The organism is Pseudomonas sp. PDNC002 (genome assembly GCF_016919445.1).
GTDB lineage: Bacteria > Pseudomonadota > Gammaproteobacteria > Pseudomonadales > Pseudomonadaceae > Pseudomonas.
Map to the genome: position 1 here is coordinate 6,368,243 of NZ_CP070356.1, position 25,244 is coordinate 6,393,486.

Below are 25,244 nucleotides of genomic sequence, written 5' to 3' on the forward strand. Positions count from 1 at the left end.
TGGAGATAGTGAAATGGTTGATTTTGTACTGAATGCACAAGAGCGTTCCGACCTGGGGAAAGGTGCGAGCCGCCGCCTGCGTCGTAATGCTGGCCTGATCCCGGCTGTGATCTACGGTGGCGAAAAAGCCCCGCAATCCGTCACCCTGGAACTGCGCGAAATTACCAAACTGCTGGAAAACGAGGCTGCCTTCAGCCACGTGATCAGCCTGAACGTCGGTTCCGCGAAGGAAACCGTACTGATCAAGGCCCTGCAGCGCCACCCGTCCAAAGGCTTCGTCATGCACGCTGACTTCCAGCGCGTCGTTGCTGGCCAGAAGCTGTCCGCTCACGTTCCGCTGCACTTCCTGAACGAAGCTACCGCTGTTGGCGTCAAGACTGGCGGCGGCGAGATCTCCCACGTGATCTCCGAAGTCGAAGTTTCCTGCCTGCCGAAAGACCTGCCGGAATTCATCGAAGTCGACCTCGCTCAGGTAGCCCTGGGTCAGATCGTTCACCTGTCCGACCTGAAACTGCCGAAAGGCGTAGAGCTGGTGCAACTGGCCCACGGTAACGACCTGGCCGTCGCCAACATCCACGCTTCCCGCGTAGTGAAAGAAGAAGGTGAAGGCGAAGCTGCTGCCGAGTAATCGCGCGCACCATTGCCTTTAAGGAAGGGGCCCCCGTCGTGACTGCCGTACAACTGATCGTTGGCCTGGGAAATCCAGGCCCTGAATACGACCAGACCCGGCATAACGCGGGGGCCCTTTTCGTTGAGCGACTGGCAGACGCGCAACGCGCGAACTTGTCTCTCGACAAGAAGTACTTCGGCCTGGTCGGCAAGTTCAGCCACAAGGGCCGCGACGTTCGTCTGCTCATCCCCACCACCTACATGAACCGCAGCGGCCAGGCCGTGGCGGCGCTCGCCGGATTCTTCCGCATTCCGGTCGAAGCCATCCTGGTGGCCCACGACGAACTCGACATGCCTCCCGGCGTCGCCAAGCTCAAGAAAGGCGGCGGACACGGCGGGCACAACGGACTGCGCGACATCATCGCCCAGCTCGGCAACCAGAACGGTTTCCATCGCCTGCGGCTTGGCATCGGCCATCCGGGGCACAGCAGCCTGGTCTCCGGTTTCGTTCTTGGCCGCGCCCCGCGCGCCGAACAGGAACTGCTCGATACCAGCATCGACTTCGCCCTCGGCGTGCTGCCGGAAATGCTCGACGGGGACTGGACCCGCGCGATGCAGAAGCTGCACAGCCAGAAGGCCTGATCACACCTCTTTTTCCGCCACCTGGCGCGAGGGACCTAGCATGGGATTCAACTGCGGCATCGTCGGCCTGCCCAACGTCGGCAAGTCCACCCTGTTCAACGCCCTGACCAAATCCGGCATCGCGGCGGAAAACTTCCCCTTCTGCACCATCGAGCCCAACAGCGGCATCGTCCCGATGCCCGACGCGCGCCTCGATGCGCTGGCCGAGATCGTCAAGCCTGAGCGCGTGATCCCGACCACCATGGAATTCGTCGACATCGCCGGCCTTGTAGCCGGCGCCTCCAAGGGTGAAGGCCTGGGCAACAAGTTCCTCGCCAACATCCGCGAGACCGACGCTATTGCTCACGTCGTGCGCTGCTTCGAAGACGAAAACGTCATCCACGTTTCCAACAGTGTCGATCCCAAGCGCGACATCGAAATCATCGACCTCGAACTGATCTTCGCCGACCTCGACAGCTGCGAGAAGCAACTGCAGAAAGCTGCGCGCAACGCCAAGGGCGGCGACAAGGAAGCCCTGGCGCAGAAAGCCCTGCTGGAAAAGCTCATCCCCCACTTCAGCGAAGGCAAACCGGCGCGCTCGCTCATGAAGAACATGAGCGATGACGAGAAGCGCGGCGTACGTGGCTTCCACCTGCTCACCAGCAAGCCGGTCATGTACATCGCCAACGTCGCCGAAGACGGTTTCGAGAACAACCCGCACCTGGACGTCGTACGCGCCATCGCCGAAGAAGAAGGCGCCATGGTCGTGCCGGTGTGCAACAAGATCGAAGCCGAGATCGCCGAACTGGACGATGGCGAGGAGAAGGACATGTTCCTAGAGTCCCTCGGCCTCGAAGAGCCCGGCCTGAACCGCGTGATCCGCGCCGGCTACGAGCTGCTGCACCTACAGACCTACTTCACCGCTGGCGTGAAGGAAGTCCGCGCCTGGACCGTACGTGTCGGCGCCACCGCCCCGCAGGCCGCCGCCGTGATCCACACCGACTTCGAGAAAGGCTTCATCCGCGCCGAAGTCGTCGCCTATGACGACTTCATCCAGTTCAAAGGCGAACAGGGCGCAAAAGAAGCCGGCAAATGGCGCCTGGAAGGCAAGGACTACATCGTCAAGGACGGCGACGTGATGCACTTCCGCTTCAACGTCTAAGCGCCCGCCACCCCCGAAAAAGCCCCGGCCATCCGCCGGGGCTTTTTTCATGGGCGCCCTACCCCGCCGCTGGTCGTGCAAATTCGCACCTTTCCGGCTAAACGATTGAAAGATCAGAAAATTATCTAAACACAGGGGTTGACAGCCCCCCTCGATCTGCGGAAAATGCGCGCCACTCGGCTACATAGCTCAGTCGGTTAGAGCGCAGCATTCATAATGCTGATGTCCCAGGTTCAAGTCCCGGTGTAGCCACCATACAAAACAAAGGGTTAGCGAAAGCTAACCCTTTGTCGTTTTGGCCGGCAGACTACAAAACGACTACATCCCGTCTACTAGATCCCCTACCCTCTCCTACCGCCTCAGAGTTCGTCTAACGAGATCACCCGAGCACGCTCCGCAGATCGCGACTCAATCAATCGCACCAGACTTTCATCGTCGTACTCTGACTGCTCAGGTCCTGAGGATGCAGCTGTCAACGCTGCTACAACGCGAGCATGTATTTTGGTCCCCATACCCTTGCTCGGCGTGCCCTGTGCTACGGCATCCACCACCTGCAACGACCTCACATCCTCCAGGAAGAGATAGTAGTCGTATCCCTCCACTGCTAGGCCTCCGCACTCCTCCCCATCCGCCATCAGCAACTGAGCGCGAACTGAGCTTCCTGGAGCCGGGACAACAACACCCACAATCCTGGATGGCTCAGTGCAATGCACCTCACCACATTCAGGATAATTAACGCGGCACACTACCCACTTTCCAAGCAGCTCCATCGCCTGAGATATCGTGGGACGCAGAATAGCGACCTCTTTCATACTGCCCCCCCTTCATCCTTCAGATAGCGTCTGATCGCTTCTCGAACGTGATAAGCAACAGCCTCCCCTGTTCGCTCCGAAAGCCCTCTGAGCTCATCAAGGTCATCAGGAGGCAGCATCAAGGAAAAAAGAATCTTCTTTGCCCGCTTCTTGCTCAAGACCGGCTCAGGTGTCTCGACGTCTGCCGTCGCAATTTCTTGATACGCGACTACTTCCTCAGAAGATGTAGCCACATCTTGAGCTCTGTCTTCCCGAGTCGGGCGCCCCTCAGAAACCCAGTCCGTTGCATGCTCTAGCAGACGACAACGGCGAGCTTCTCCCAACGATTCAAAGTAGGTCTTTGCCGAACCTTTCGAGCGACGACCTACCTGCATCAGAAACTCATAACACAGTCTTCGATCAGCGGCTCTCATATAAAACCTATATAAGTTTTGCATACGAGTATAACTGCTAACTGAAGGGCCGCCACTAGATCGCTCTAATCTGCGCGCGTGCACTCATGAGGTCTATTGAGGTGCTTACTCGTTAGCTATCCGACGTGTTACAGGGGCGTCGGCCGCGCGGCTGGCCTACCGCTCGTGCCTGGCGCTCCCGGCCTGCCGCGCAACCACGCCCAGAGGGAAACGGCCCGCCCGTTTGCGGTGGACTTCGCGCCTCAATTCCATCCGCAAAACGGGCGGCACGCTCAATAATTCGCCCTCCCTGGCGATGCTGGTGCCCGAACCTCGGACAAAGAGACGTCCGAGCCACGGGGCGGCATCCATGCCTCACCAGCTCCCTGGGTGACTACATCGCCCTGTTTCAGCGAGTTAGCGGGACATACCAAGGGAAAGGACACGCCGGAAAGCCCGTTTTATAGGGCATCGAGGTAGAAGAGGGCATCGCTCATGCGATTCATAATGCTGATATCCCAGGTTCAAACCCCGGTGTACCCATCACATAAAAGCAGGGGTTTGTCGAAAGCTAAACCCCCTCTTCTTTTACCCAGAAAAACCCTTTCCCCAATTACTCGTCCTCCTTAATCAACTCCGAAGAATCATTCCTCGCATCATTCACCCGCAACGACACCCGATACCCGACAAGGTCTTCCCGCGCATGGTGGATCAGGTCGCCCAGAGCTTCAGCACTGGTGGCAATGCATAGCCATTCCTCGACGCTCTCCGGCGCCAGCACCACGGGCATGCGGTGGTGGATGTGTTCGATGCTCGGGGCTGCGGATTTGGTCAGCAGGGCGCAGGAGAGGACGGTGTCGCCGTTGGGGTTTATCCACAGGGACCAGAGGCCGGCGATGGCGATGATGGGGTCGGTTGGGCTATGGATGAAGTACGGCTGGTGGACTTGGCGGCCGGCGGGGTTGCGCAGGTTTTCCTTTTCGTTCCATTCGTACCAGCCCAGTGCGGGCATCAGGCAGCGGGTGCTGCGCAGGGCCTGACGCCAGAGGGGTTTGCTGGCGGCTTCTTCGCTGCGGGCGTTGAAGGAGTAGCGCGGCGGGGTGGAGTCCTTCCACCAGGTGGGGATCAGTCCCCAGCGGGCGGGTAGCAGTTCGAGCTGGCCGCTTTCGTCGTGACGCAGGATGGGCACGGTCATGGTCGGGGCGACGTTGTAGCAGGCCTCCAGCCAGCGCGGCGGCGTACGCGCGCCGATGTGCCAATAGCGTTCAATGGCGGCCTCTTCGGGGCTGACGTAGCGTCCGCACATGAGCTCAACTACGCGATGGCATTTGTTGGGCGGTTTTGCTGAGCAGGAAGTCAAAGACCAAAACAACGAAGAGTGCGAGATTCACCGCCCAGATTTCCATCTTCCCTGAAATCGCCAGCCCCAATAACCCGACATAGACCAGGTTGAAGCCAAACCATTGCCAGCGTCTCTTGGTGTTGTGTACGAACAACCACAGCGTCGCCACTGCCAGGGCCGCGATGAAAAATGCTGAGCTTACGGAGTAACGGAACGAGAAAACCGCTGCAATGACGAGGAGAAAGCTGGAAATCGAGAAACACAGAAAATCCACAAATATCCATTTCTCTTTGAGCTCGCCACTCGCTGCAAAGTGCTGGTGGTCTTCAATCGTAATTTTGAGCCGGAAGATAAATTGAAAAGCGATCCAGACCGTTTCGTCCCATAGCTCTATGAGTGACTTCAGGTTGACTTCAGGATGAGTGTTGAGCCAAGTGGTAATGGCAAGCTGGAGGCCCAGAATGACGGCCAGCCCCATGCTGAGATTTGCGCGCTGATAGAAGTTCATGCGGCCTCCGAAAGCAGGGTTCAGATGCTTCAGCGCACGACACTCCGACCACATCCCGCCGAACGAACATTAGTCTAGCCAGTACCGCAAGATTCGTTATACAGGCGAGGACCTTCAGCTAAGCCCTCACGCCCATTCGTTCCAATACGCCCCGCCCAACCACCCGCGTCGTCTCGATCCCGAAATCCACGCTCCCCTCCTCCCGCAGAAACTCATCCACTGCCGCGTCAATCCGATCCGCCAACTCCGGCAACTGCCAGTAATGCCGCAGTAGCATGCCGGCGCTAAGGATGGCGGCGAGGGGGTTGGCGCGGCCAGTGCCGGCGATGTCGGGGGCGCTGCCGTGGACGGGTTCAGCCAGGGCGCGGTCGATGCCGAGGTTGAGCGAGGGCGCCAGGCCCAGGCCGCCGCCCCAGTGGCTGGCGAGGTCGGAAAGGATGTCGCCGAAGAGGTTGGTGGTGACGATGAGGTCAAAGGATTCGGGGCGTTCGACCAGTTGCAGGGCGGCAACGTCGACCAGGCGTTCGTCGAGAACGTCGCTCCAGCCGTCTTCGGCCAGCATGTCGCGGCAGGTGTCGCGGAACAGGCCGCAGGTGAGCGGCAGGACGTTGGCCTTGTGCACGAGGGTGATGCGCCTTGCGTGGCGCAGGCGGGCCAGTTCGGCGGCGCCAGCGGCGAGGCGCTCGCAAGCAACGCGGCTGATGACCCGTTCGGCGATGGCGACGCCTTCGGCTTCCCAGTGTTCGCGGCCGCTGTAGAGGCCTTCGCTGTTCTCCCGCAGGACCATGAGGTCGATGCCGGCGCGGGGCGAGACCACCGGGCGCGAACGCACGGGGCGCAGGTTGAGGTTCAGCGCCAGCGTCTGGCGCAGGCTGAGGATGGCGCTGCGGTAGCCCTCGACCTTGTGGCTGGGCGAGGAGACCGCGCCGAACAGCCCGGCGCCGCAGGCGCGCAGGCGTTCATAGGTGGCGTCGGGAACGGAGGTGCCGTGGCGCTGGAAGCAATCCCAGCCGGCCTCGGCTTCCTCTACCTGCAAGTCGGGCAGCAGGCGTTGCAGGACCTCCACGGCGACGGGCACGACCTCGCGGCCGATGCCGTCGCCGGGGATGACGCAGAGGCGGCGCACCGCGCGCCTCTTACGCTTGGCCGAGCGGGCGCAGGCGGTACTGCGGCGGCAGTTGGTCGAGTCCGCTGACAGTGACGTTGAGGTCTTTCCAGATGCCGTCCTTGATGCCGTAGATGCAGCCATGCACGGAAATCTTCTGCCCGCGGTGCCAGGCGTTCTGGACGATGCTGGTGTGGCTGACGTTGGCCACCTGCTGGATGACGTTGAGCTCGCAGAGGCGATCGACGCGCTCTTCTTCCTTTTCGAACTGGGCGAGGTGGTCGCGGTACTCGTAGGCAAGGTCGCGGATGGTGCGCAGCCAGCCGTCGATCAGGCCGAGCTGGGTGTGCTGCAGCGCGGCGCGCACGCCGCCGCAACCGTAGTGGCCGGTGACTAGGATGTGCTTGACCTTGAGCACGTCGACGGCGAACTGGATGACCGACAGGCAGTTGAGGTCGGTGTGCAGCACGACGTTGGCGACGTTGCGGTGGACGAACAAATCGCCGGGCAGCAGGCCGACGATCTGGTTGGACGGCACGCGGGCGTCCGAGCAGCCGATCCACAGGTATTCGGGAGTCTGCTGGCGGGCCAGTTTGGCGAAGAACTCGGGGTCCTCCTCCTTGATGGCTTCGGCCCAGCGAGCGTTGTTATCGAACAGTTCCTGCAGGTCGTTCATGTCCGGCTCCTCATCATTGGCTGCCGCACCTTACGCAGGGCGGGCGCGACTGACAAGCTGCGTTCAGCGCGCCGCGTTGAGGCGCCACCAGCGTGGCGGACGCGGGGCCTGCTGCAGCGCCAGCTGGTGCCAGGCGTCGTGCCAGGCCTCGCCTTCGGCGGCGAGGCGCGGCCAGTCCAGCGTGCGCCGATCCAGGGCGCTGAGCAACTCGGTTTCCAGCCAGCCATGACCGGCGCGCAGGGCGTCGGCGAATCCGGGATCGGCCAGGGCGCGCTGGTGGACGGTTTCGAAGCGCCACCAGAGGGAGCGCTCCACGGGGTCGTCTTCGCGGCTGAGCAGCCCTTCCCCCGCGCCCTCCTCGAAGCCCAATGGCTGGAACATCGACAGGCACGGAGCGGAGGTGCCGGTGGCGGCCAGGCTCGGCGATTCGCCGTCGAGCCGGGCGATGAGGCTGGCGGTGGTTTGCGATGGGCGCCAGAAGCTGCCGGCGTGCATGCACACCTGGCGGTTGTCATGGCGATGGAAGTGATGGCCGCGATGGCCATGGCTGCGCAGGGCGACGACCAGCGCCAGCCAGTCGACCTGGGTCGGGCAATGGGCGAGGAAGTCTTCGTTGAGCTGGCGGCGCTGGTGCGCCCCGGCTACCCAGGGCAGTACGCGGCCATCGAAGGCGCGGGCGAAGTGAAAGTCGCCCCGGCCGTTCCAGCAGCCGAAGCGGCGTGCCTGGGTTTCCAGGTTGGGGCTGGCGAGGTCGTACTCATGGCCAAGGGTCAGGGCGTTGGAGATGGCCCAGCGCTCGACCTTCTTCGCCGCCCACAGGCGCCCGGCGGTTTCCAGCACCCACGCCTCGTCGCGGTCGGCGATGAGGAAGCTGTTGTCGTAGCGCATGCGTTTGTTGCGAAAGCCGGCCGGGCCGCCCTGGCCGTGGCGCTCCAGCAGCTCGGTGATGACCGCCAGGGCTTCGCCGGCGCTGCCGCCGCGTTCGAGGCCCAGGCGCAACAGGTCCATACCCAGCAGGGCCTCGCCCTCGCGCTGGGTCAGCTTGGTGAATACGGCTTCGTTGCCGATGGCCACGCCCCGGTCGTTGACGCCCATTTCGGCGCCCCACAGCCAAGCGGGCTGGCTGAGGATGACGGCATGCCGCTCGGCGCGCTGGGGGATGTCGAGGTAGGTGGTGCGTACCGTCGCCGCGCGATCACCGCTCACGGCCGGCAGGCGGACCAGGCGTTGCGCTTCGGCGGGCTCGCGGTCGCTGTTCTTGGCGAACCAGGTGGCGCCGCCGCTACGCAATACCAAGGTGTCGCACATACTCCTCTCCGTCGTCGGTCGCGATGAGCACTTCCCTCGCCGCGCGTTCCCCGGCCTCCACGGCTCCATCGAAATAGCCCATCCAGCGCGTCGCCGTCTCGGTGCCGGCAAAGTGCAGGCGCCCGTAGGGTTCGCGCAGACGCGCCGCGCCGCTGCTCCAGAGTCCTGGCGGGAAGAGTGCGGCATAGCAGCCACGGGCGAAGGGTTCCTCGGCCCAGGACTTGTCCACGTAGTCGATGGGCTTGAGCGCTTCCTCGCCGAAGTAACGGGCGAAGCATTCCAGTACCTGGGCGCGCCGCAGGTCGGCCGGGCGCGCGTTCCACTGCCGCGCCTCGTCGCCTTCGATGAAGCCGAGCAGCACGCCACGCTGGGAGTCGGGGACGCTGTTATCGAAGGTCAGGCGCACCGGGCCGGTCTCGCTGGTGGCCTGGCCGGAGAGGCCTTTGTCGCGCCAGAACGGTTTGTCGTACATCGCCATGCACTTGATCACCGCGCCTTGCGGCAGGCGCTGCAGGAGTTGGTCGCGCCAGCTCGGCAGCAGCGGTTCCTGGGTGATACGCAGCAACTGGGTGGGCGGGATGGCAAAGATCACCCGCGATGCGTGGTGCACGCCGTGGTCGCTGACCAGCTCAACGCCACCGTCGTCCTGGCGCAAGGCGCGCACCGGCTCGCCGGTGATCACCGCTTCATCGCCCAGGCGCTCGGCGAGGTTCTGGCAGATACGCTGGGAGCCGCCGAGGATGCGGTCCTGCTGGGCGCCACCTTCGACGCCGAGCAAGGTGTCGAGGTCGGTGCCGCTGCGGATGTAGAAGAGGACGTGGAGGAATGAGAGGTCGTGGGGGCTGGCGGCGAACACCGCGCCGCTCATCAGCTCGAAGATCTTGCGGCCGGTAGCGGTGCGCACGTTGCGGCGCAGCCATTCGGCGAAGGTCAGGCTGTCCCAGAGGGGCGCTTTCGGATGCAGGCTGGGGTCGTTGAGGGGGATTTCCCGCGCCATGCGGTCCAGCCGCACATGGGCTTGCAGCACGTCGAGCAGCGCGTGCGGGGCGAGACGGGGGATGGTGCCGCGGTAGGGCTTGAGCCGACCGCCGAACAGGGTGAGGTTGTCGCCCCGGTTCCATTGCGGGTAGGTCGACAGGTCGAGTTCGTCGAGCAGGGAGAGGATGCGTTCCTGGGTCGGGCCGACCCACTGGCCGCCGACCTCGACCACTTCACCACTGGCGAAGCGGTGGTTGAGGGTGCGCCCGCCAACGCGCTTGTTGGCTTCGAGCACTTTCACCCGCCGTCCGGCCTGCGCCAGGCGCCAAGCCGCGGTAAGCCCCGAAATACCGGCGCCCACCACGATCACATCGCTGCGATTCATGTTTGCGACCTTTTTTCTTGTTGTTATTGGCCTTAAGGGTAAGCCAGGAATCGGTGTCGGAAAAACCCGATCGGCGGGAAATTTCTCAATATCTGCGGGGGAGTCGAGATCGCGGACGGCGCGGGGCGCGCTGGGGTGGAATCACGCGCGGTGTGAGGTGCCGAGATAGAGGCGTGCTTCCATATGCCGGGAGAGATGCCCTGGCAGGAACGGATCTTGGCCGCGAGGGCCTGCACCGTGTGCCGAAGGTGCCGGGAATCGCGGATAGAATCCGCTCCTACGAGAGCCGGGGGTTTCGGTGCGTGGTTTTTTCCCTCACCTCAGCCCTCTCCCGGAGGGAGAGGGGCAGTGGGTGCCGGCTGACACTGTGATGCACGCCTGCTGCGACATGCTGGAAGGGGCGCCTTGTAGGGGCGGACCTTGGTCGCGAAGGTCTGAACCGTATAGCGAGGGTGCAGGGGATCGCGGATGGAATCCGCTCCTACGAGAGCTGGGGGTTTCGGTGCGTGGTTTTTCCCTCACCCCGGCCCTCTCCCAGAGGGAGAGGGGGCAGTGGGTGCCGGCTGACAGCGTGATGCACGCCTGCTGCGACATGCTGGAAGGGGCGCCTTGTAGGGGCGGAGCTTGGCCGCGAAGGACATGGACCATGTAGCGAGGGTGCAGGGAGTCGCGGATAGAATCCGCTCCTACGCGAGCTGGGGGTTTCGGTGCGTGGGTTTTTCCCTCACCCCAGCCCTCTCCCGGAGGGAGAGGGGGCAGTGAGTGCCGGCTGACAGCGTGATGCACGCCTGCTACGACATGCTGGAAGGGGCGCCTTGTAGGTGCGGACCTTGGCCGCGAAGGTCTGAACCGTATAGCGAGGGTGCAGGGGATCGCGGATGGAATCCGCTCCTACGAGAACCCAGGGTTTCGGTGCGTGGTTTTTCCCTCACCCCAGCCCTCTCCCGGAGGGAGAGGGGGCAGTGAGTGCCGGCTGACGCCATGGTTCCCGCCCGCGCCGAACAGTCCCCTCTCCCTCCGGGAGAGGGTTAGGGTGAGGGGCCTTCGGGGCCGGCTCAATCGACCAGGGTGCAAGCCATCACCAACGCGTCTTCACGCCCCCCCACCGCGGGGTAGTAGTCGCGGCGGCGGCCGATTTCGTTGAAGCCGTAGCGCTCGTACAGGCGGTAGGCAGGTCCGTTGGAGGCGCGCACTTCGAGGAAGCACTCCACCCCGCCACGCTCATGGGCACGCTTCATCAGGTGTTCCAGCAGGGCCAGGCCCAGGCCGCGGCCCTGGCTTTCCGGCTTGACGGTGATGTTGAGCAGGTGCGCTTCGTCGAGGATCAGTTGGATCACGCCGTGACCAACCTGCTGGCTGCCTTCGAACATGACCCAGCACTCGTAGCTCTTCAGGCCATCGGTGAAGGTGCCGCGCGTCCAGGGGTGGCTGAAAGCGGCGTATTCGATCTTGAGTACGGCATCGAGATCCGCCTCGGTCATCGGGCGGAAGGTAACGGCATCGCTCATGCGGGTATCTGACTCATCCAGCGCTGCCGAACGCGGCGCATGGCGCGCCAGAGATCGGCTTTCAAAGTAGGTTCCTCGGCCAGGCGCTCGAGGCCCGGCAGTGCCCAGGCGACGCCCAGGCCTTCGACCTGCAGCTCGCGCAGCAGGGACTCTTCGTCCGCCTCGCCGGCGTAACGCACAGCGGGCATGCCAACCAGCCACAGGCAGGCGCTCGGGCCGCCCTCTTCCAGGCGCGCCGCCACGAAGCCCTGGACGAATTCGCGGGCAGCCTGTGGGCCCTGGTCCATGCTGCCACCGGCAAACAGCGGCCAGCGCACCGGCTCGCCGAGCAATTGTGGGCTGTCCGGCAGGCCGGCAGCACGTAGCAGGTCCTTTAGCAGCAGGTAGGCCGGATCGCGGCTGGCCAGCGGTTCGCCGGTAGGCAACTCCACCAGCAGCGTGCACTCGCCGGCGCGCAGCAGTTGCAGGGCGAAGCGCGGCGGCGGCGCGATGGGCGCACGAACCACGGGCTCGGCTTCGGGCTCGGCCTGTACCGCCGCGGTCGGGGTGGCGGGCGCGGTGGGCTTGGGCATCAGGCGAGCAGCGATCGAGCCGGGCTCGGCTCCCGGCGCCGCGCTCGGAGCGGCAACCGGAGCAACCTCGCGTACGCGTTCGGCGATGGGTGCCGGCGGCGCGGTATCGACGACAACGGGCTCGGGCGCTTCCAGCAGCTCCGGGCGCGACGGGGCGGCGAACGGCAAGGCCACGCGCGGCAGCCAACTGGCGACCTGCATGGCGCCAAGGTAGGCGCGGCGACGGGCTTCTTCGATCAAGGGGCGTTTACCTGTGGGTGGTGCCTGCACGGGCAGGCCGACACGACGAGGCAGGATTGTCGCGTGAAACGCGCCGGGGGGAAAGGCCAGCCGGCGGAGAGCCGGCCTGCGGGTTACGGCGTGCCGAAAACGTAGATGTTGCCGGTGAGCTTGACCGCGCCGGTGGCCTGGTAGGTCAACAGGTTGGTCTGTTGCAGGCCGCTGCCGGAGACCTTGCCCTGGTTGGAGCCCCCCAGGGTGAACTGCAGGTTGGTGGCGCTGGCGTTGGTCAGCCCGACTTTCATGGCCTGGCGGTTGAACAATGCGCCGTCGCCGTTGAAGCCGTTATTGATGGTCACCATGTCGATGGACATGCCGTCGAAACTGAAGGTGCCCTTGATGTTGTCCAGCACGATGTAGCCGGTGCTGTTGAGCGGCTGGATCGCCAACCGTGCTCCGCAGCCGCCGGTGCATCGGGTATCGCCTGGATTGGCGGCGAGATTGAAGTTGACGCTCAGGCTGACGCCATCCTGGCCACTGACATCGGCCATTTCACTGTCGTCCAGGCCGCGCATTTCGCCGTGGGCGAGGGCGGCGGCGAGGAGCAGCAGCGGTCCCAGGAGTCGGCTCGAAAGGCGTGCTTGTTTCACGGCGAGTCTCCTCATGCGCTAGCGCGGCAGGTTGACGGTGCGCACGTTCAGGTAGTCGATGCGCATGCCGCGTATGGCTTGCGAACCGATGTCGGTGCCACTGATGTTCAGGTTGCCAATGCTGATATTGCTCTTCTGTACATTCTGGTAGAAGGCGTCGTGATTGGCCCAGGTAACGCCCGGCGCGCTGAGGATCAGGTCGCCGTTGCTGGCCACCGAGAGCGTTGCCGGCTGGTAGTTGGCGTCGCCCAGGTTGAGGTCGAAGTAGACGTTCTTGGCCACCACCTTGTCGCTGTCGGAGCAGGTCTGGCAGCCGGAGATGATCAGCTTGTCGGCGTACATCTGCAGGCTCATCGAGGCTTTCAGCCCGGCGGAGTCGCCCCACAGGTTGAGATAGGAGCCGTTGAGCGTGAAGTTCTCCAGGGCGATGGAGAAGAAGTCCGTCCGGGTCGTGGTGGCGCCCGCCGTGCCGTTGCTGTTGTAGGCCGTGCTGGGCAGGGTGAATTTGGTCGCTATGCCGATGTCCAGGCCCTGGATACGCGTGCCGGAGGAGTTCTGCATGGCGCCGGCGACCAGTTGCACGGTCGAGACGTTCTTCTCGGTGCGCGTGATGGTGCCGCTGACGCAGGTGGTGGCGCTTCCACCCTGCGTGCCGCAGAGCTGGACGAACTTGTCGTAGTCGCTGGCACGCTGGCTGAGGGTGACGCCGTTGCGGCTGACGGACCAGGCGGCACTGAGGTTCTGCTGGGCGGCGGTGAGGTCGCTGGCGCTGCTGCTGTAGGTATCCACCGAGGAGTTGTAGTTTTTCACCGCGGTGTTGTTGTTACAGGCGGCGAGAATGCCGCAGTCGAATTTTTCTCCAAGCGCTGGCCGGTCCACGCACCACAGTCCGCAAACCTGCGGAGGCGCGGCGTTGTAGCGGGTGTTCATGTTGTTGTAGTTGGTCTTCACCGAGGCCTGCGCCACGTCCACCTGCGCCTCGCGCTGGTTGACCACGGCCATGTCCGTGTCGATACCACTCTTGAGGCTCACCATGTTGTTCGAGTAGGTCGAGAGGAGCGTATCGCGCTGGGTCTTCAGGGCAGTCAGCTCGCCGTTGATCTTGGTGGTGGCCTGGTTCGGGTTGGTGCAGCCAGCATCGCCATAGAGGCAGCCCTGGTAGTAGGACCAGAGGCCGAACTTGTGGGTGTCGTTGATCGGGTCGGTCCAGGTCGGCGTCATCAGTTGCAACGCTTCCTGGTTGGCCGGGATATTCAGGCCGGCCTTGTACTTCACCGGGCCAAGGGTGAAGGGATGCATGGGCGTGCCCATGTAGGCCTTGGTGTCCAGCGTGCCGCGCTGGCTGCCGGCGCCCTTGATGTAGGCGCCGGTGATATCGACCTGTACGTCCTGGTTGGCGCTGTTCTTCACGCCGGTGATCTTCGAGGTGGCGGTGGCCTGATCGTAGCTGAAGCCATCGATGAAGAAGCCCAGGCCGGCGCCACTCACCTCTTCCAGCTGGTCGTCGTCCAGCGCCTTCATGCCCAGCGCCGGCAGGCTCGCCACACAGCCGGCCAGCAGGACGAGTACCGCACCGCGCCAGCTCATGTCAGCACCCTGCCGCTTGTGCGCCCATGCAGGTCGGCTGCCGAGGCAGGCCGCGCAGGGCGTCATAGAGGTTGATCAGGATCGGGTAGACCGTGTCCGCGCCGCTGCCCACCTTGGGGAAGTTGGCGAAGGCGCCGGATTGGGTGTTCACGAACTTGCCGGCGTTGGCCAGGTCCTGCCAGGGCACGTTCTGATTCTGCAGGGAGAAGAAGATGCCCTGAGCGCCGGTATTGATGTCCGTCGACCCGGGCTTGCCGATGTAAATGGTCTTGTAGTTGGTCAGGTCGAAGCAGGTAGTGAGGCCCAGCGCCTGGCAGTTGCTGGTGGTCGACAGGGTCGGGATCAGCGAGGCGATCAGGCCGCCGGCGTCCGAATGCAGCGAGTCGCCCTTGGCGATACCGATCTGCGTGGCGCGGTTGATCGGCTGGCCATTGATGGTCGCCTCGCCGGTGCCGCCCTTGAGCAGCACCACGTCGGCATACACCGGCGTATCCCCGGCTACGGCCAGCGCCAGGCAGTTGATGATGTTCGGGCAGCCGTTGCGGGTGTAGTAGTCGTAGGCGATGGAAGCCGGGCCGTAGATCTGCCCCTGCAGGTTGCCGGTGATGGAAAGGATGTCGCCGGACAGGTCGCCCTGCGCCTTGCCGAAGCCTACCCGCGCGCCCACCAGTTGACGCACGCCGTTGTTGGTCTGGAAGGCGAACTCGACGTACGGGTCCTGGATCTGGAACGGCACCACCTTGGCATCGGGGGTGTTGGAGTTGTCCACCCGGCCCAGGGCGAAGTTGTTGATCAGGATGTCCGACGGCTGGTTGGACACGGTGTTGGCACCGCTGCGGGCGTAGTTGCCCAGGCTCAGCTGGTCGATGTTGGTCAGCAGGCTGACGTCGGCGCCGAAGTTGATCCGGGTGTACTGGTAGTTCTGGTAGGTGGAGGCGTCGACGGTGAGCATCGCGCCCTGGCCGGAGATCGACGACAGCTCTTCGTCGTCCATCGACTGCATGCGCGCCTGGGCGGAAAAGGCCAGCAGGCCGCCGCAGAGCAAGGCAAGGGCACGCATGAGCGGACCGGAGGACTGACGCATGGCACTCTCCTTTCCTGGCCCCCTTTCGCGGGTGCCTGTTGTTATTCATCGGGCGCAGCGGGTCGGGAAACAGGTCGAGACTCGGCGCCGTGATGCCACTATAGGAACTCACCCACGGCAGCGGGCCGACCCATAGTCGAGTAAATCGCTCCGAACGATAGCTGAGGAAAGGAAAGTCCGGGCAGGGTTGTTACCCATCGTCACACCTGGGTGACAGCTGCGGGCAGCCGAAGGCTCACTGATGGCGGAACAGGCCGATCAGGTGCTCGGCGATCGCCCCCTTGATGGCGTCGAGGTTCAGCCGCGAATGGGCCTGCAGCTTGGCGGTGTTCAGGCGATGCAGGTGCAGCGAGGGCATGCGCGCCTCGTACTCGCGCAGGTCGCCTTTCACCAAGACCGGCAGGAAGATGTCGCCGCGCATGCGGTAACGGTTGATCAACAGCTTCAGGCCGTCCTGGAACGGCATCTCACGGGATGCCACCAGCCGGTGCTCGCCGGGGATTTTCAGGTACAGGCCGCTGTAGCCCATGGTTTCGCCGGGCAGGATGTGAATGCCGGTGGGCTCCACCGCGTCGCCCGGAATGTCGTGAAAGGTGTCGAACCACGCCTGCTCGTCCGGGAGGATGGTGATGCCGCCCTCCTGGCTCTCCGGGATCACGAAGCTGTAGTTGCTGTAGAGCTTCTCGACATATGACGAATAGATGCACAAGCGATTCTCGAAGCGCTGCAGGAAGGCGATGGCTTCGTTGCGATCGGTGATCGCATCCAGGTCCCAGTCGAGGTCGTTCTGGCGTTCCAGCTCGGCCCAGCGGGCTTTGGCGAGTGCAGCGTCGTATGTCATGGCGGCAAATCAGAATCAGATGACAGACTCTGGCAGAAAACATGCCAGAAAATTCAGTCGTTTAGACTCGATTTTCCGTGAGCCATTTCACACAGACGCCGCTCGCGGAGTCGCAATCTGACGCGTTTCGTCACCCTGTCGGCCAGGGGTGGACCTTTGCAGTACAATCGCTCCCTTTGTTCATTCCGGGCCCAACCAAGCCGATGATCGATCCACGACGCGTACTACGCGCCCTCGCCGAACACTGGGTGCTGCTCGAGCCGCTGTGCGAGCGTTTCGACGCCGGCACCCTGAGCCTGGTGGAGCTGCGCAACCAGCTCACCAGCCAGTTGCCCGACAGCACGCCGGTGGACATCACCGCCCTCCTCGACCAATGGGTGCGCCTGGACATCCTCGTCCCGGTGGCCAAGAGCCCCAACCGTTTCGAGCTGAACGCGCAGATCCACGACTTCCTCGCCTACCTGCGCCAGGAACATCGACTGGGCCTGTGCCTGGAGATCGAAGCCTATCTGCGCCACCTGGAACGCCTCGCCGGCTACATCCGCGACGCCTTCGAAGTGCGCGATGGCAACGACCTGGCCCGCCAGCTGCGCCTGCTCGACATGCGCGTGCGCGATGTGCTGAAGAAGCTCGCCAACGATGAGCAGGCGCTGGTCGCCGTAGCCGAACGGGCGAAGACCCAGGACCGGCAGATTCCGCTGCGCCAGCGCTACGCGGAAGTCCTGGCGACCTGGGACGAATACGTCGAACCGATGATCCAGCTGGTTTCCGCCGACGGCGCCTTCGAACAGGGCGTGCACCGCGTGGAACAGGTGCTGCTGCGCCTGCTCACCGAACAGGCCCGCCTCGGCCAGTTGGTGGACGACGACCAGTTGCTGCGCACCCACGCACGCATCCTGGAAATGCAGACCACCGCCCAGCTCACCCTGCGCCGCGCCCGCGAACTGCTGCTACCGCTGCGCGAGGAAGCGCGCCGGCACAACGCGATCACCCGTGGCGCGGCACTGGCACTGTCGGTCATCCGCCGCAAGGGCATCGACGCCGTGCCCCAGGCCGCGCTGCCGATGTTCACCCGGCCGCAGAGCAACTTCCTGGGCACCGCCTCGCAGGTGGAAAGCTACGTCTTCGCCTTGGCCAACTTCCAGCCAAAGCCGGCGCACTTCCCCAAGGCCAGCGGCAATCGCAAGAACGACGGCCTGCAGCGCTCACCGCGCACCGCGCGGGAAATGCTCGACCGCTGCCAGGCCGCTCTGCCCCTGCCGGACCTGATGCAATGGCTGCTGGAACAGGAGCCCGAAGGCGCTACCGACGAACTGCTCTACTGGTTCTCGCGCCTGTCTCGCGATGCCCGCTTCCAGCGCGACCGCCTTGAGCGCGCCCAATACGACACTCTCCAGCACAGCGTCAGCCTGTGCTCCTTCGCCCTGATCGCCGGCCCGAACGCTGGCAAGGACACCAAGAGCGAATCGCATGCAGATTAATCTCACCGAAATGACCCAGCTCGCGCCGATCTTCCGCGAGCTGTTCAAGGGCTTCCACATCAGCCGCCGCGACCCGGAGCTGTACAGCCAGCTGTCCAACCAGCAGGACGCCTACCGCGCGCTGTTCCGCAGCCTGGGCTACGAACTGGTCTGCGATACCCGTGGCTTCTACTACTTCGTCCCCGAGCAGACCGGCGCCCAGGTGAACAAGACCGCCCAGCGCCTGGCGCTGTTCACCTTCATCCTGGTCGAACACCTCGCCGACCAGGGCCGCGACCCGCTGGCCGTGCTCGACGGCGGCAGCATCGGCCGCGACGAGCTGCCGCCGCTGCTGGAGAAGTACCGCGACCTGTTCCTGCAGGCCGAAGTGACCACCCAGGAAGAACTGGAAGAGAAGGTCATGCGCCGCCTCACCCAGCTCGGCTTCGCCGCCGAGGACAACGGCGTGTACCGTTTCCTCCCGCCGATCCACCGCTTCCTCGACGTCTGCCTGTCGGTCCAGCAGGACCGCGACCTGGCCAGCAACCTGCACGCCAGCGAAATGCAGTTCACCGCGCCGGTGCTGATGGAAGAAGACGACGAGCCGGTGGTGATCCTCGAATCCTACGCCGACGAGCCAATCGAAGACTCTGCGGACGCCATCGTGGTGATCGATACGCCTGCGGCCATTGTTGAAGAAGAGAGCGAAGAAGACGCCCTCGCCCGCGCCATCGCCGAAGCACAGGAGGCCCAGGCATGACCCAGGAACGCTACGGCATCCGCCGCTTCGCCCTGCTCAACACCGCCGGCTACAGCCTCGGCATCTTCCCGCTGGAACAGCCGCTGTCGGTCTACGGGGCGAACAACCTCGGCAAATCGGCGTCGATCAACGCGCTGCAGTTCCCGATCCTCGCGCGCATGTCCGACATGAGCTTCGGCAAGTACAGCCTGGAAGCCTCGCGCAAGTTCTATTTCGCCACCGACACCAGCTACATCCTCATCGAGCTCGACCTGCCCCACGGCCGCCACGTGATCGGCGTCGGCGGGCGCGGTCCGGGCGGCGGCTTCGGCCACCAGTTCTTCGCCTACCAGGGCGGACTGGACCTGGAGCACTACCAGAAGAACGGCACCTGCCTGCGCCTGCGCGAGCTGTACGCCAACCTCGAACGCGAGGGCATCAAGTCCTATGAGCTGAAGCCGGACGAACTGCGCCGCCTGCTGGTTGGCGGCCACACGTCGATCCCGCTGGACCTGACCCTGATCCCGCTGCGCTCTACCAGCGAACAGAGCCTGAAGACCTTCCGCTCGCTGTTCATCAACCTGCTGCACATGCGCGAGATCACCGCGGCCAAGCTCAAGCAGCTGTTCCTCGACGCCTTCGAGCACAGCCTGCGCTCGGGTAGCGTCGACTACATCGCCGCCTGCGAGGAAGCCTTCCGCGACGTACGCCGCATGGAAGGTGATTACCAGGCCCTGGTGGCCGCCGGCCCTCTGGTCGAAGCGCTGGCCAACGGCGTGCAACAGCGCGAACTGTTGCGCGGCAAGATGCACCGTCTCTCGCCGCTGCTGGATAACCTGCTGGGCACCTGGGAAGACTATTCCGGCGCGCGCAAGGAAGAGCTGGTCATCCAGGCCGAGCACTACCGCCGCGAACAGGATGGCCTGCAGAACGAGCAGCGCGGCAGCACCGCCGAGTTGATGCGCCTTGAGCGCGAGATCAGCGAACTCCAGCGCTGGATGGGCGAGCTCGCCGTGCTGAAGAACCGCTTCGCGCTGGTCGAGGACGCCAAGGTACTGGAGCAGCAACTGCTCGCCGCCAAGGACGCCCACGACGAACTGGCCGGTGCCCTGGCGCACTCCCGGCAGTTCTCCAGCGAAGACCTGGAAGAGCGCATGCGCGACCTGGAGAAACGCCTGAAGGGCGTTCGCCAGCAGCTCGAACACGCCGACAACAACAGCTACGCCCGCCTGCGCGAGGAGTTCTCCCAGCAGGACGTGGAGCGCCTGATGCGCCTGTTCAACGGCGCGCTGTTCAGCCTACCGCTGGGCGAGAAAGGCGTGGACCTGGACGAAGCCGGCCAGTGGGTCGGCAGCGTCGAAAAAATCCTCGATGCCTTCAAGGGCGAGCGCTTCGAAGTGCCCGGCCTCTCCATCGACATCTCCACCATCGAGCCGCCGGCCCTGCAGGCCCTGGCCGACCGTGCCGCCCTGCGCGACCAGAAGGAACGCCTGGAGAAGGAGCTCAAGCAGCTCAAGACCCAGCAGGCTGTGGCCGCCGACCGCAACGCCAGCAAGGCGCAGGCGGACAAGCTGTACCAGGAGGTGCTCGATGCGCAGAAGGCGCTGGAAGACTTCCGCCGCAGCCAGACCCTGAACGCCGAGGAGCCGGGCAAGCTGGAGCAGCTCGCCCAGCTGGAAGCGACCCAGGACGAACTCAAGCGCTCCGCCGACGCCTTCACCGAACGCGTCCAGCAGATCTCCGCCAAGCTGCAACTGATCGGCCGCCAACTGGCCGACATGGAAGCCAAGCAGCGCACCCTCGACGACGCCCTGCGCCGCCGCCAGCTGCTGCCGGCCAACCTACCCTTCGGCATCCCGTTCATGGACCCGGTCGACGATTCCATGGACAACCTGCTGCCCCTGCTCAACGACTACCAGGACACCTGGCAGTCACTGCAGCGCGTGGACGGCCAGATCGAGGCACTGTATGCCCAGGTTCGCCTGAAGGGCGTGGCCAAGTTCGACAGCGAGGATGATCCGGAGCGTCGCCTGCAGCTTCTGATCAACGCCTACGCGCACCGCACCGATGAGGCTATGACGCTGGCCAAGGCCCGCCGCGCGGCGGTCACCGACATCGCCCGGACCCTGCGCAACATCCGCAGCGACTACGACAGCCTGGAACACCAGCTGGCGCTGTTCAACCGCGAGATCAACAAGCGCCAGGTGTCGAACCTGCAAAGCTTCCGCATCGTGCTGGCGCCGAACAAGGACGCACTCAAGCACATCGACCAGATCATCCACAGCGCCGGTCAGTACGAGGAAGGCGAGAACCTCTCCGTCTTCGACCTGACCCAGAGCGCCGAGCAGGATGCGAAGAACGAGGAAGCCAAGGACTACCTGTCGCGCCTGGTGGCGGCGAACAACAACCAGCTGGGCCTGAAGGACCTGTTCGAGCTGGCGTTCGAAATCACCAAGATGGGCGGCCAGCCGATCATGCACACCGACATCGACGGTGCGGCATCCAACGGCACCACCATGACCATCAAGGCGCTGACCAACATGTACCTGTTGCTGCACCTGATGGACCGCGAGCAGGCCGGCCGCGTGCGTCTGCCCTACTACCTCGACGAAGCGGCGGACATCGACGAACGCAACCAGTCGGCACTGCTGGAGACCAGCCTGCAGCTGGGCTTCGTGCCGATCCTGGCGAGCGTGAAGCCGCAGGTCTCGGCGCAGGTAGCCATCGACCTGGAAGGCGGCAGCGGCCCCAGCGGCATCTACATCGATGAAGCGGACTGGAAGTACATCCGTCGCCGCGACACCGAGAAAGCCGCGCACAACGACGTGGAAGCGAGCGCCGAGCCGGCGTGATCCTTTCTCAGCGTTAACGAAAAAGCCCTCCGATGGAGGGCTTTTTCTTTTCCGGAGCACAATGGCCCGGTCTTGCGTAGAAGCGGACTCCGTCCGCTCCCCTCCCCGTTTGATCACCCAATAAAAAGGGCCGCAAATGCGGCCCTTTTTTGAGCAGCTTTAACTCACTTCGCCTTACCCAGCGGGATTTTCGGCGCCCAGTCCAGCCACGCGTCGTTGGCCTCGTCGAACAACGCGTAAGTCTGCCCCGGCTTGGCCGGCGAGCCCATTTCATTGTTGTTCGGCGTCGCAAAGGCCACTCCGCCAGCGAGGATGGTCTCCATCGACTCGGTACGCACTTTCACCCCCTTGAACAGACCGGCGTCCACGCCAAAGCCACTGGTGTTCCAGAAGCGGCTGCCGGTGCGCACCAGCGGCGCGTAGCGCGGCTCGATCAGGATATGGATCAGCACGCGATCGCCGGTCTCCCCCAGCTCGAAGGAAGTCACCTTGCCCACCTGCACTTCACGGTAAGTCACGGGCACCCCCGGCTTGAGCGAACCGCGACGGGCGGCACTGAGGGTCAGGCGCAGGCCATCGGCATCCAGCAGTCGGTTCGGTTCGTTCTCCAGCAGGCTGAAACTCGATTGCGCCTGACCCGGCGTCTCGGCCGGCAGCACTTCGATGTACTGGCCGCTGACGATGGTGCCCAGGTTGGCAACGCCGGACAGGCCGACTTCCGGTTTGACCACCCAGAAACGCGTGCCCTGGCGAGCGATGCGCTCAGCCGCACGGGTCAGGCGCGCCTTCAGCTGTACGCCCTGCAGGTCCTTGCTGAGCTCGACCTGTTCGACACGGCCCACTTCCAGGCCCTTGTAGCGCAGGACGGTACCTTCCTTGAGCCCATCGGCCGTGCTCGCACGCAGCTCGATCATCTGGCCCGCGGTATGCGCGGCTTCCTCGCTATCGAGCAACGCGAAGCGGCGCACACGGGTCACGGGCGCAGCCTTGGGATCGGGCGTATCGAAAGCGATACCGCCGGCAATCAATGTCTGCAGCGATTCGCTCTTGAGCTTGATGCCGTCCAGCCCACCACTGACGGTAACGCCACTCACATTCCAGAAGCGGGTCGAGGTGTTCACCAGTTGGGCGTATTCCGGCTCGATATGGACGCCAATGACCAGCCGCGACGGGTCATGACGCGAGAGCTGGTAGCTCTGTACGCTACCGACCTTCATCTGGCGGTAGAGAATCGGCGTGCCAACTTCCAGGGAGCCCAGCTTGTCCGTCGTCAGCACCAGGTGCAGCCCAGGCGCATCGAGATTCAACGGCGGCGCTTTCGGCCGGATGACGAAATCACGGGTTGGCTCGCCGTCGCTGGCGAATCGCACGCTGAGGTAATTACCCTTCACCAGCGCCTCGAGCCCGGTGATGCCGGCCAGCGAGATGCTCGGCTTGACCATCCAGAACTCGGTCTTGCTGTTGAGGAAGTCCTCGGTGCGCGGGTCCATGGACAGGGTGGCGGTGGCGCCGTTGAAGTCCTTGTCCATGTCGATGCTCTTCACCGTACCGACCTGTACGCCGTTGTACATCACTGGCGTGCTGCCCGGGGTCAGGCCGCTGACGTCGCTGACCTTCACCTTGACGCTGAGGCCGGCCTGGGCGGCGTCGAAGTCCTCATACAAGCGGAAGGGCTTGGTCGGGTCGGTGGGCGGGCTATCCGGATAGTTATCCGGCGTGGAGAAGGCAATGCCACCGGCGGCGATGCTCGCCAGGGATTCAGTCCGCAGCTTCAGGCCGCTCAGACTGCCGGAGAGAGTGATGCCGCTGGCGTTCCAGAAGCGGGTGTGCTTGCGCACCAGGTTGGCATAGGCCGGCTCGATGTGAATCTTCACCTCGATGGTTTTCTGGTCCTCGGCCAGTCGATAGCTCTTCACCTGGCCCACCTGGATCTGCCGATAGTAGATCGGGCTACCCTGCTCCAGCGAGCCGAGGCGCTCGGCCTTCAAAGTCAGGTGCAGGCCCGGCAGCGAATCCGAGAGCGGCGGCGGCTCCTTCAGCGCGACGAAGTCCTTTTCCTGCTCGCCCTTTACCGGATCGATGGCGATGTAGTTGCCCGAAACCAGCGTTTCCAGTCCGGTGACACCGGCAATCGATACACGCGGTTTGACCAACCAGAAGCGCGTGCCCTTGCTCAGGTATTCAGCGGCTTCCTTGCGCATCTCCACGGCTGCCGTTACGCCCATGGTCGGCTTGTTGACGTGCAGGTCGACGACCTTGCCGACACCGATGCCCTTGAAGATCACCTCGGTCTTGTTGGCCTGGATCCCTTCGCCGCTCTCGAACTGGATGTTGATCATGATCCCTGCCTGGTCGTAGGCACGCCATGCCAGCCAGGCGCCAATCGCCAGTGCAATCAACGGCAGGATCCAGATAGCCGACCAGTTGGTGGTCTTGCGCATCTTGGGGGTGGGGAGATCACTCATCGTCGTTTTCCGCGTCCGTGTTATCCCAGATCAACCGGGGATCGAAAGTCACAGCCGCCAGCATGGTGAGCACCACCACACTGGCAAAGGCAGCAGCACCAAGGTTTGCCTCGATACTGGCCAGATTGCCGAAGTTCACCAGCGTCACCAGGATGGCGATGACGAAGATGTCGAGCATCGACCAACGGCCGATCCACTCGATGAAGCGGTACATCACGATCCGCTGCTTGGCAGAAAGCGGCTGATGCCGCTGCACGGAGTAAAGCAGCAGGGCGATGCCCACCAACTTGAAAGTAGGCACGAGGATGCTGGCGATGAACACCACCGCCGCCACCGGCAGCATATCGGCGTTGATCAGCTCTACCACGCCTTCCATGATGGTTGCCGGCATGCCATTGCCAAGGAAGTTCACCGTCATGATTGGCAGCAGGTTGGCGGGGATGTACAGGATCGCCGCCGTGATCAGCAGCGCCCAGGTACGAATGATGCTGTTGGGGCGGCGATCATGGATGAGCGCTCCGCAACGGCTGCAGTGGGTTTCGTCATCCTCGTCGCGACGGTTGAGCAGATGGCACTCACCGCAAACGAGGATATCCGCATCAATGGCCCGCATCGTCGAACTCCCCGGACAGCTCAGCCCACACCTGATGATGGGACATGGTCACTTCCAGCCACACCTGGGTGAACAACAGGGCCACGAAACAGGCGAGGCCGACGCCGATATGCAGCTCCGCCATATCGATCAGCTTGACGATGGCCACGATGATGCCCATCAGGTACACCTCGAGCATCCCCCACTCACGCAGATGCTGGTAGCCGCGAAACATCAGCATGCCGTGTTCGCGCAGGACCTTGAAGCGCAGTGTCAGCAAGACGAACAGCTGGCAGAGAAGCTTCGCCAGTGGGATCACCATGCTGCACAGGAACACCAGCACGGCGACGCCTCTCATCTCCGATCCGTACAACCCGAGTACCCCACTCCAGACAGTATCCATGCTGGTCTGTCCAAGAATGGTGATGTGCATGATCGGCAGGAAATTGGCCGGTATGTACAGGAACAACGCCGTCAGCACCAATGCCAGCGCTCGACGAACCATATGGGGGCGGTGGATTTCCAGCTCGTAGCCACAGCGCGGGCAAACCGATCTGTGTCCAAGGGGAACCGGCTCGCGGCGCATCAACAGGTCGCACTCGTGGCAAGCCATCAGCTCTTCCAGAGGGAGATCCCGCAAGGCCTGTCCTTCAATGTGAGGCATGGAGAGACTCGGAGAAATTTGTCGCTATTGTAGACGACGCCACCCCCTCTTCGGTGCCGTGAGAATGTCTCAAACAAACTGGAAGATCGGCCGCGCCGCAGTCACCAACTTTC

The 25,244-nt window shown here is 63.7% G+C and carries 22 protein-coding genes and 1 tRNA gene; 7 read left to right on the forward strand and 16 right to left on the reverse strand.

All coding sequences use genetic code 11. The features are described from left to right. The first annotated feature begins 13 nt into the window (after window positions 1-13). From JVX91_RS28840 to JVX91_RS28855, 4 genes are all read left to right on the forward strand, one after another. A complete protein-coding gene (locus tag JVX91_RS28840; protein ID WP_205337424.1) occupies window positions 14-628 on the forward strand; it encodes a 50S ribosomal protein L25/general stress protein Ctc in 615 nt (204 codons plus the stop codon). A gap of 38 nt (window positions 629-666) precedes the next feature. Then, window positions 667-1,251 carry an aminoacyl-tRNA hydrolase gene (gene pth / locus JVX91_RS28845; protein ID WP_024767097.1) on the forward strand — a complete coding sequence of 195 codons (585 nt, stop codon included), beginning with the start codon at window positions 667-669 and terminating at the stop codon, window positions 1,249-1,251. Window positions 1,252-1,291: 40 nt separating this feature from the next. Beyond that, window positions 1,292-2,392 carry a redox-regulated ATPase YchF gene (ychF, locus tag JVX91_RS28850; RefSeq protein ID WP_205337425.1) on the forward strand — a complete coding sequence of 367 codons (1,101 nt, stop codon included), beginning with the start codon at window positions 1,292-1,294 and terminating at the stop codon, window positions 2,390-2,392. 178 nt (window positions 2,393-2,570) lie between these two features. Beyond that, window positions 2,571-2,647: transfer RNA gene (locus JVX91_RS28855), tRNA-Met, on the forward strand. Between the two features lie 553 nt (window positions 2,648-3,200). Here the strand turns inward: JVX91_RS28855 and JVX91_RS28860 are convergent. From JVX91_RS28860 to JVX91_RS28920, 13 genes are all read right to left on the reverse strand, one after another. Further along, a complete protein-coding gene (locus JVX91_RS28860) occupies window positions 3,201-3,578 on the reverse strand; it encodes a hypothetical protein (protein WP_205337426.1) in 378 nt (125 codons plus the stop codon). 631 nt (window positions 3,579-4,209) lie between these two features. Continuing rightward, window positions 4,210-4,902, reverse strand: coding sequence for an SOS response-associated peptidase (locus tag JVX91_RS28865; RefSeq protein ID WP_205337427.1), 693 nt, complete (start codon window positions 4,900-4,902; stop codon window positions 4,210-4,212). A 4-nt stretch (window positions 4,903-4,906) separates the two neighbouring features. Beyond that, the gene (locus JVX91_RS28870) at window positions 4,907-5,446 is read right to left on the reverse strand and encodes a hypothetical protein (protein WP_205337428.1); all 540 of its coding nucleotides are present in this window, start codon (window positions 5,444-5,446) and stop codon (window positions 4,907-4,909) included. Between the two features lie 118 nt (window positions 5,447-5,564). After that, complete coding sequence (locus tag JVX91_RS28875) at window positions 5,565-6,572, reverse strand: isocitrate/isopropylmalate dehydrogenase family protein (RefSeq protein WP_205337429.1); 1,008 nt, start codon at window positions 6,570-6,572, stop codon at window positions 5,565-5,567. Between the two features lie 10 nt (window positions 6,573-6,582). Beyond that, window positions 6,583-7,227 (reverse strand): carbonate dehydratase, encoded by a 645-nt coding sequence (can, locus tag JVX91_RS28880; RefSeq protein WP_205337430.1) that lies wholly within the window; start codon window positions 7,225-7,227, stop codon window positions 6,583-6,585. Between the two features lie 63 nt (window positions 7,228-7,290). Beyond that, complete coding sequence (locus tag JVX91_RS28885) at window positions 7,291-8,535, reverse strand: C69 family dipeptidase (RefSeq protein WP_205337431.1); 1,245 nt, start codon at window positions 8,533-8,535, stop codon at window positions 7,291-7,293. Next, window positions 8,510-9,988, reverse strand: a complete 1,479-nt coding sequence (locus JVX91_RS28890) for a flavin monoamine oxidase family protein (protein WP_345890300.1) — start codon at window positions 9,986-9,988, stop codon at window positions 8,510-8,512. The genes JVX91_RS28885 and JVX91_RS28890 overlap by 26 nt, the downstream gene beginning before the upstream one ends. A 965-nt stretch (window positions 9,989-10,953) precedes the next feature. Next, a complete protein-coding gene (gene rimI, locus JVX91_RS28895) occupies window positions 10,954-11,406 on the reverse strand; it encodes a ribosomal protein S18-alanine N-acetyltransferase (RefSeq protein WP_205337433.1) in 453 nt (150 codons plus the stop codon). Next, entirely contained in the window at window positions 11,403-12,218 is an 816-nt protein-coding gene (locus JVX91_RS28900; RefSeq protein WP_205337434.1) for an energy transducer TonB, read from the reverse strand. Before JVX91_RS28900 ends, rimI begins: the two co-directional genes overlap by 4 nt. Before the next feature lie 113 nt (window positions 12,219-12,331). Then, window positions 12,332-12,847 (reverse strand): DUF6160 family protein, encoded by a 516-nt coding sequence (locus tag JVX91_RS28905; protein WP_240201679.1) that lies wholly within the window; start codon window positions 12,845-12,847, stop codon window positions 12,332-12,334. An 18-nt stretch (window positions 12,848-12,865) separates the two neighbouring features. Next, on the reverse strand, window positions 12,866-14,434 hold the full coding sequence (locus JVX91_RS28910; RefSeq protein WP_205337436.1) for a hypothetical protein: 1,569 nt from the start codon (window positions 14,432-14,434) through the stop codon (window positions 12,866-12,868). 1 nt (window position 14,435) lies between these two features. Then, complete coding sequence (locus JVX91_RS28915) at window positions 14,436-15,518, reverse strand: hypothetical protein (protein WP_205337437.1); 1,083 nt, start codon at window positions 15,516-15,518, stop codon at window positions 14,436-14,438. A 235-nt stretch (window positions 15,519-15,753) separates the two neighbouring features. After that, a complete protein-coding gene (locus JVX91_RS28920; protein ID WP_205337438.1) occupies window positions 15,754-16,359 on the reverse strand; it encodes a hypothetical protein in 606 nt (201 codons plus the stop codon). 203 nt (window positions 16,360-16,562) lie between these two features. Here JVX91_RS28920 and mksB point away from each other — a divergent pair, with 203 nt between their 5' ends. Genes mksB through mksF form a run of 3 tightly spaced genes read left to right on the forward strand, consistent with a single transcriptional unit; the run spans window position 16,563 to window position 21,410 of the window. Then, a complete protein-coding gene (gene mksB / locus JVX91_RS28925) occupies window positions 16,563-17,840 on the forward strand; it encodes an Mks condensin complex protein MksB (RefSeq protein ID WP_205337439.1) in 1,278 nt (425 codons plus the stop codon). Next, a complete protein-coding gene (mksE, locus tag JVX91_RS28930) occupies window positions 17,830-18,579 on the forward strand; it encodes an Mks condensin complex protein MksE (protein WP_205337440.1) in 750 nt (249 codons plus the stop codon). Before mksB ends, mksE begins: the two co-directional genes overlap by 11 nt. Beyond that, entirely contained in the window at window positions 18,576-21,410 is a 2,835-nt protein-coding gene (mksF, locus tag JVX91_RS28935) for an Mks condensin complex protein MksF (RefSeq protein ID WP_205337441.1), read from the forward strand. The genes mksE and mksF overlap by 4 nt, the downstream gene beginning before the upstream one ends. Before the next feature lie 164 nt (window positions 21,411-21,574). On the opposite strand, the gene JVX91_RS28940 is transcribed toward mksF, so the two are convergent. Genes JVX91_RS28940 through JVX91_RS28950 form a run of 3 tightly spaced genes read right to left on the reverse strand, consistent with a single transcriptional unit; the run spans window position 21,575 to window position 25,131 of the window. Then, on the reverse strand, window positions 21,575-23,875 hold the full coding sequence (locus JVX91_RS28940) for an MlaD family protein (protein WP_205337442.1): 2,301 nt from the start codon (window positions 23,873-23,875) through the stop codon (window positions 21,575-21,577). Beyond that, entirely contained in the window at window positions 23,868-24,488 is a 621-nt protein-coding gene (locus tag JVX91_RS28945) for a paraquat-inducible protein A (RefSeq protein WP_205337443.1), read from the reverse strand. The genes JVX91_RS28940 and JVX91_RS28945 overlap by 8 nt, the downstream gene beginning before the upstream one ends. Then, window positions 24,475-25,131: a paraquat-inducible protein A gene (locus tag JVX91_RS28950; RefSeq protein WP_205337444.1), complete on the reverse strand. Its 657-nt coding sequence runs from the start codon at window positions 25,129-25,131 to the stop codon at window positions 24,475-24,477. Before JVX91_RS28950 ends, JVX91_RS28945 begins: the two co-directional genes overlap by 14 nt. Window positions 25,132-25,244 lie beyond the last annotated feature (113 nt).

Coding starts and splice junctions, on each gene's coding strand:
- JVX91_RS28950 (WP_205337444.1), bottom strand. CDS start 25,131: ATGCCTCACATTGAAGGACAGGCCTTGCGGGATCTCCCTCTGGAAGAG.
- JVX91_RS28840 (WP_205337424.1), top strand. CDS start 14: ATGGTTGATTTTGTACTGAATGCACAAGAGCGTTCCGACCTGGGGAAA.
- JVX91_RS28870 (WP_205337428.1), bottom strand. CDS start 5,446: ATGAACTTCTATCAGCGCGCAAATCTCAGCATGGGGCTGGCCGTCATT.
- JVX91_RS28865 (WP_205337427.1), bottom strand. CDS start 4,902: ATGTGCGGACGCTACGTCAGCCCCGAAGAGGCCGCCATTGAACGCTAT.
- JVX91_RS28885 (WP_205337431.1), bottom strand. CDS start 8,535: ATGTGCGACACCTTGGTATTGCGTAGCGGCGGCGCCACCTGGTTCGCC.
- mksB (WP_205337439.1), top strand. CDS start 16,563: ATGATCGATCCACGACGCGTACTACGCGCCCTCGCCGAACACTGGGTG.
- mksE (WP_205337440.1), top strand. CDS start 17,830: ATGCAGATTAATCTCACCGAAATGACCCAGCTCGCGCCGATCTTCCGC.
- JVX91_RS28920 (WP_205337438.1), bottom strand. CDS start 16,359: ATGACATACGACGCTGCACTCGCCAAAGCCCGCTGGGCCGAGCTGGAA.
- can (WP_205337430.1), bottom strand. CDS start 7,227: ATGAACGACCTGCAGGAACTGTTCGATAACAACGCTCGCTGGGCCGAA.
- JVX91_RS28910 (WP_205337436.1), bottom strand. CDS start 14,434: ATGAGCTGGCGCGGTGCGGTACTCGTCCTGCTGGCCGGCTGTGTGGCG.
- mksF (WP_205337441.1), top strand. CDS start 18,576: ATGACCCAGGAACGCTACGGCATCCGCCGCTTCGCCCTGCTCAACACC.
- JVX91_RS28945 (WP_205337443.1), bottom strand. CDS start 24,488: ATGCGGGCCATTGATGCGGATATCCTCGTTTGCGGTGAGTGCCATCTG.
- ychF (WP_205337425.1), top strand. CDS start 1,292: ATGGGATTCAACTGCGGCATCGTCGGCCTGCCCAACGTCGGCAAGTCC.
- rimI (WP_205337433.1), bottom strand. CDS start 11,406: ATGAGCGATGCCGTTACCTTCCGCCCGATGACCGAGGCGGATCTCGAT.
- JVX91_RS28860 (WP_205337426.1), bottom strand. CDS start 3,578: ATGCAGGTAGGTCGTCGCTCGAAAGGTTCGGCAAAGACCTACTTTGAA.
- JVX91_RS28915 (WP_205337437.1), bottom strand. CDS start 15,518: ATGCGTCAGTCCTCCGGTCCGCTCATGCGTGCCCTTGCCTTGCTCTGC.
- JVX91_RS28940 (WP_205337442.1), bottom strand. CDS start 23,875: ATGAGTGATCTCCCCACCCCCAAGATGCGCAAGACCACCAACTGGTCG.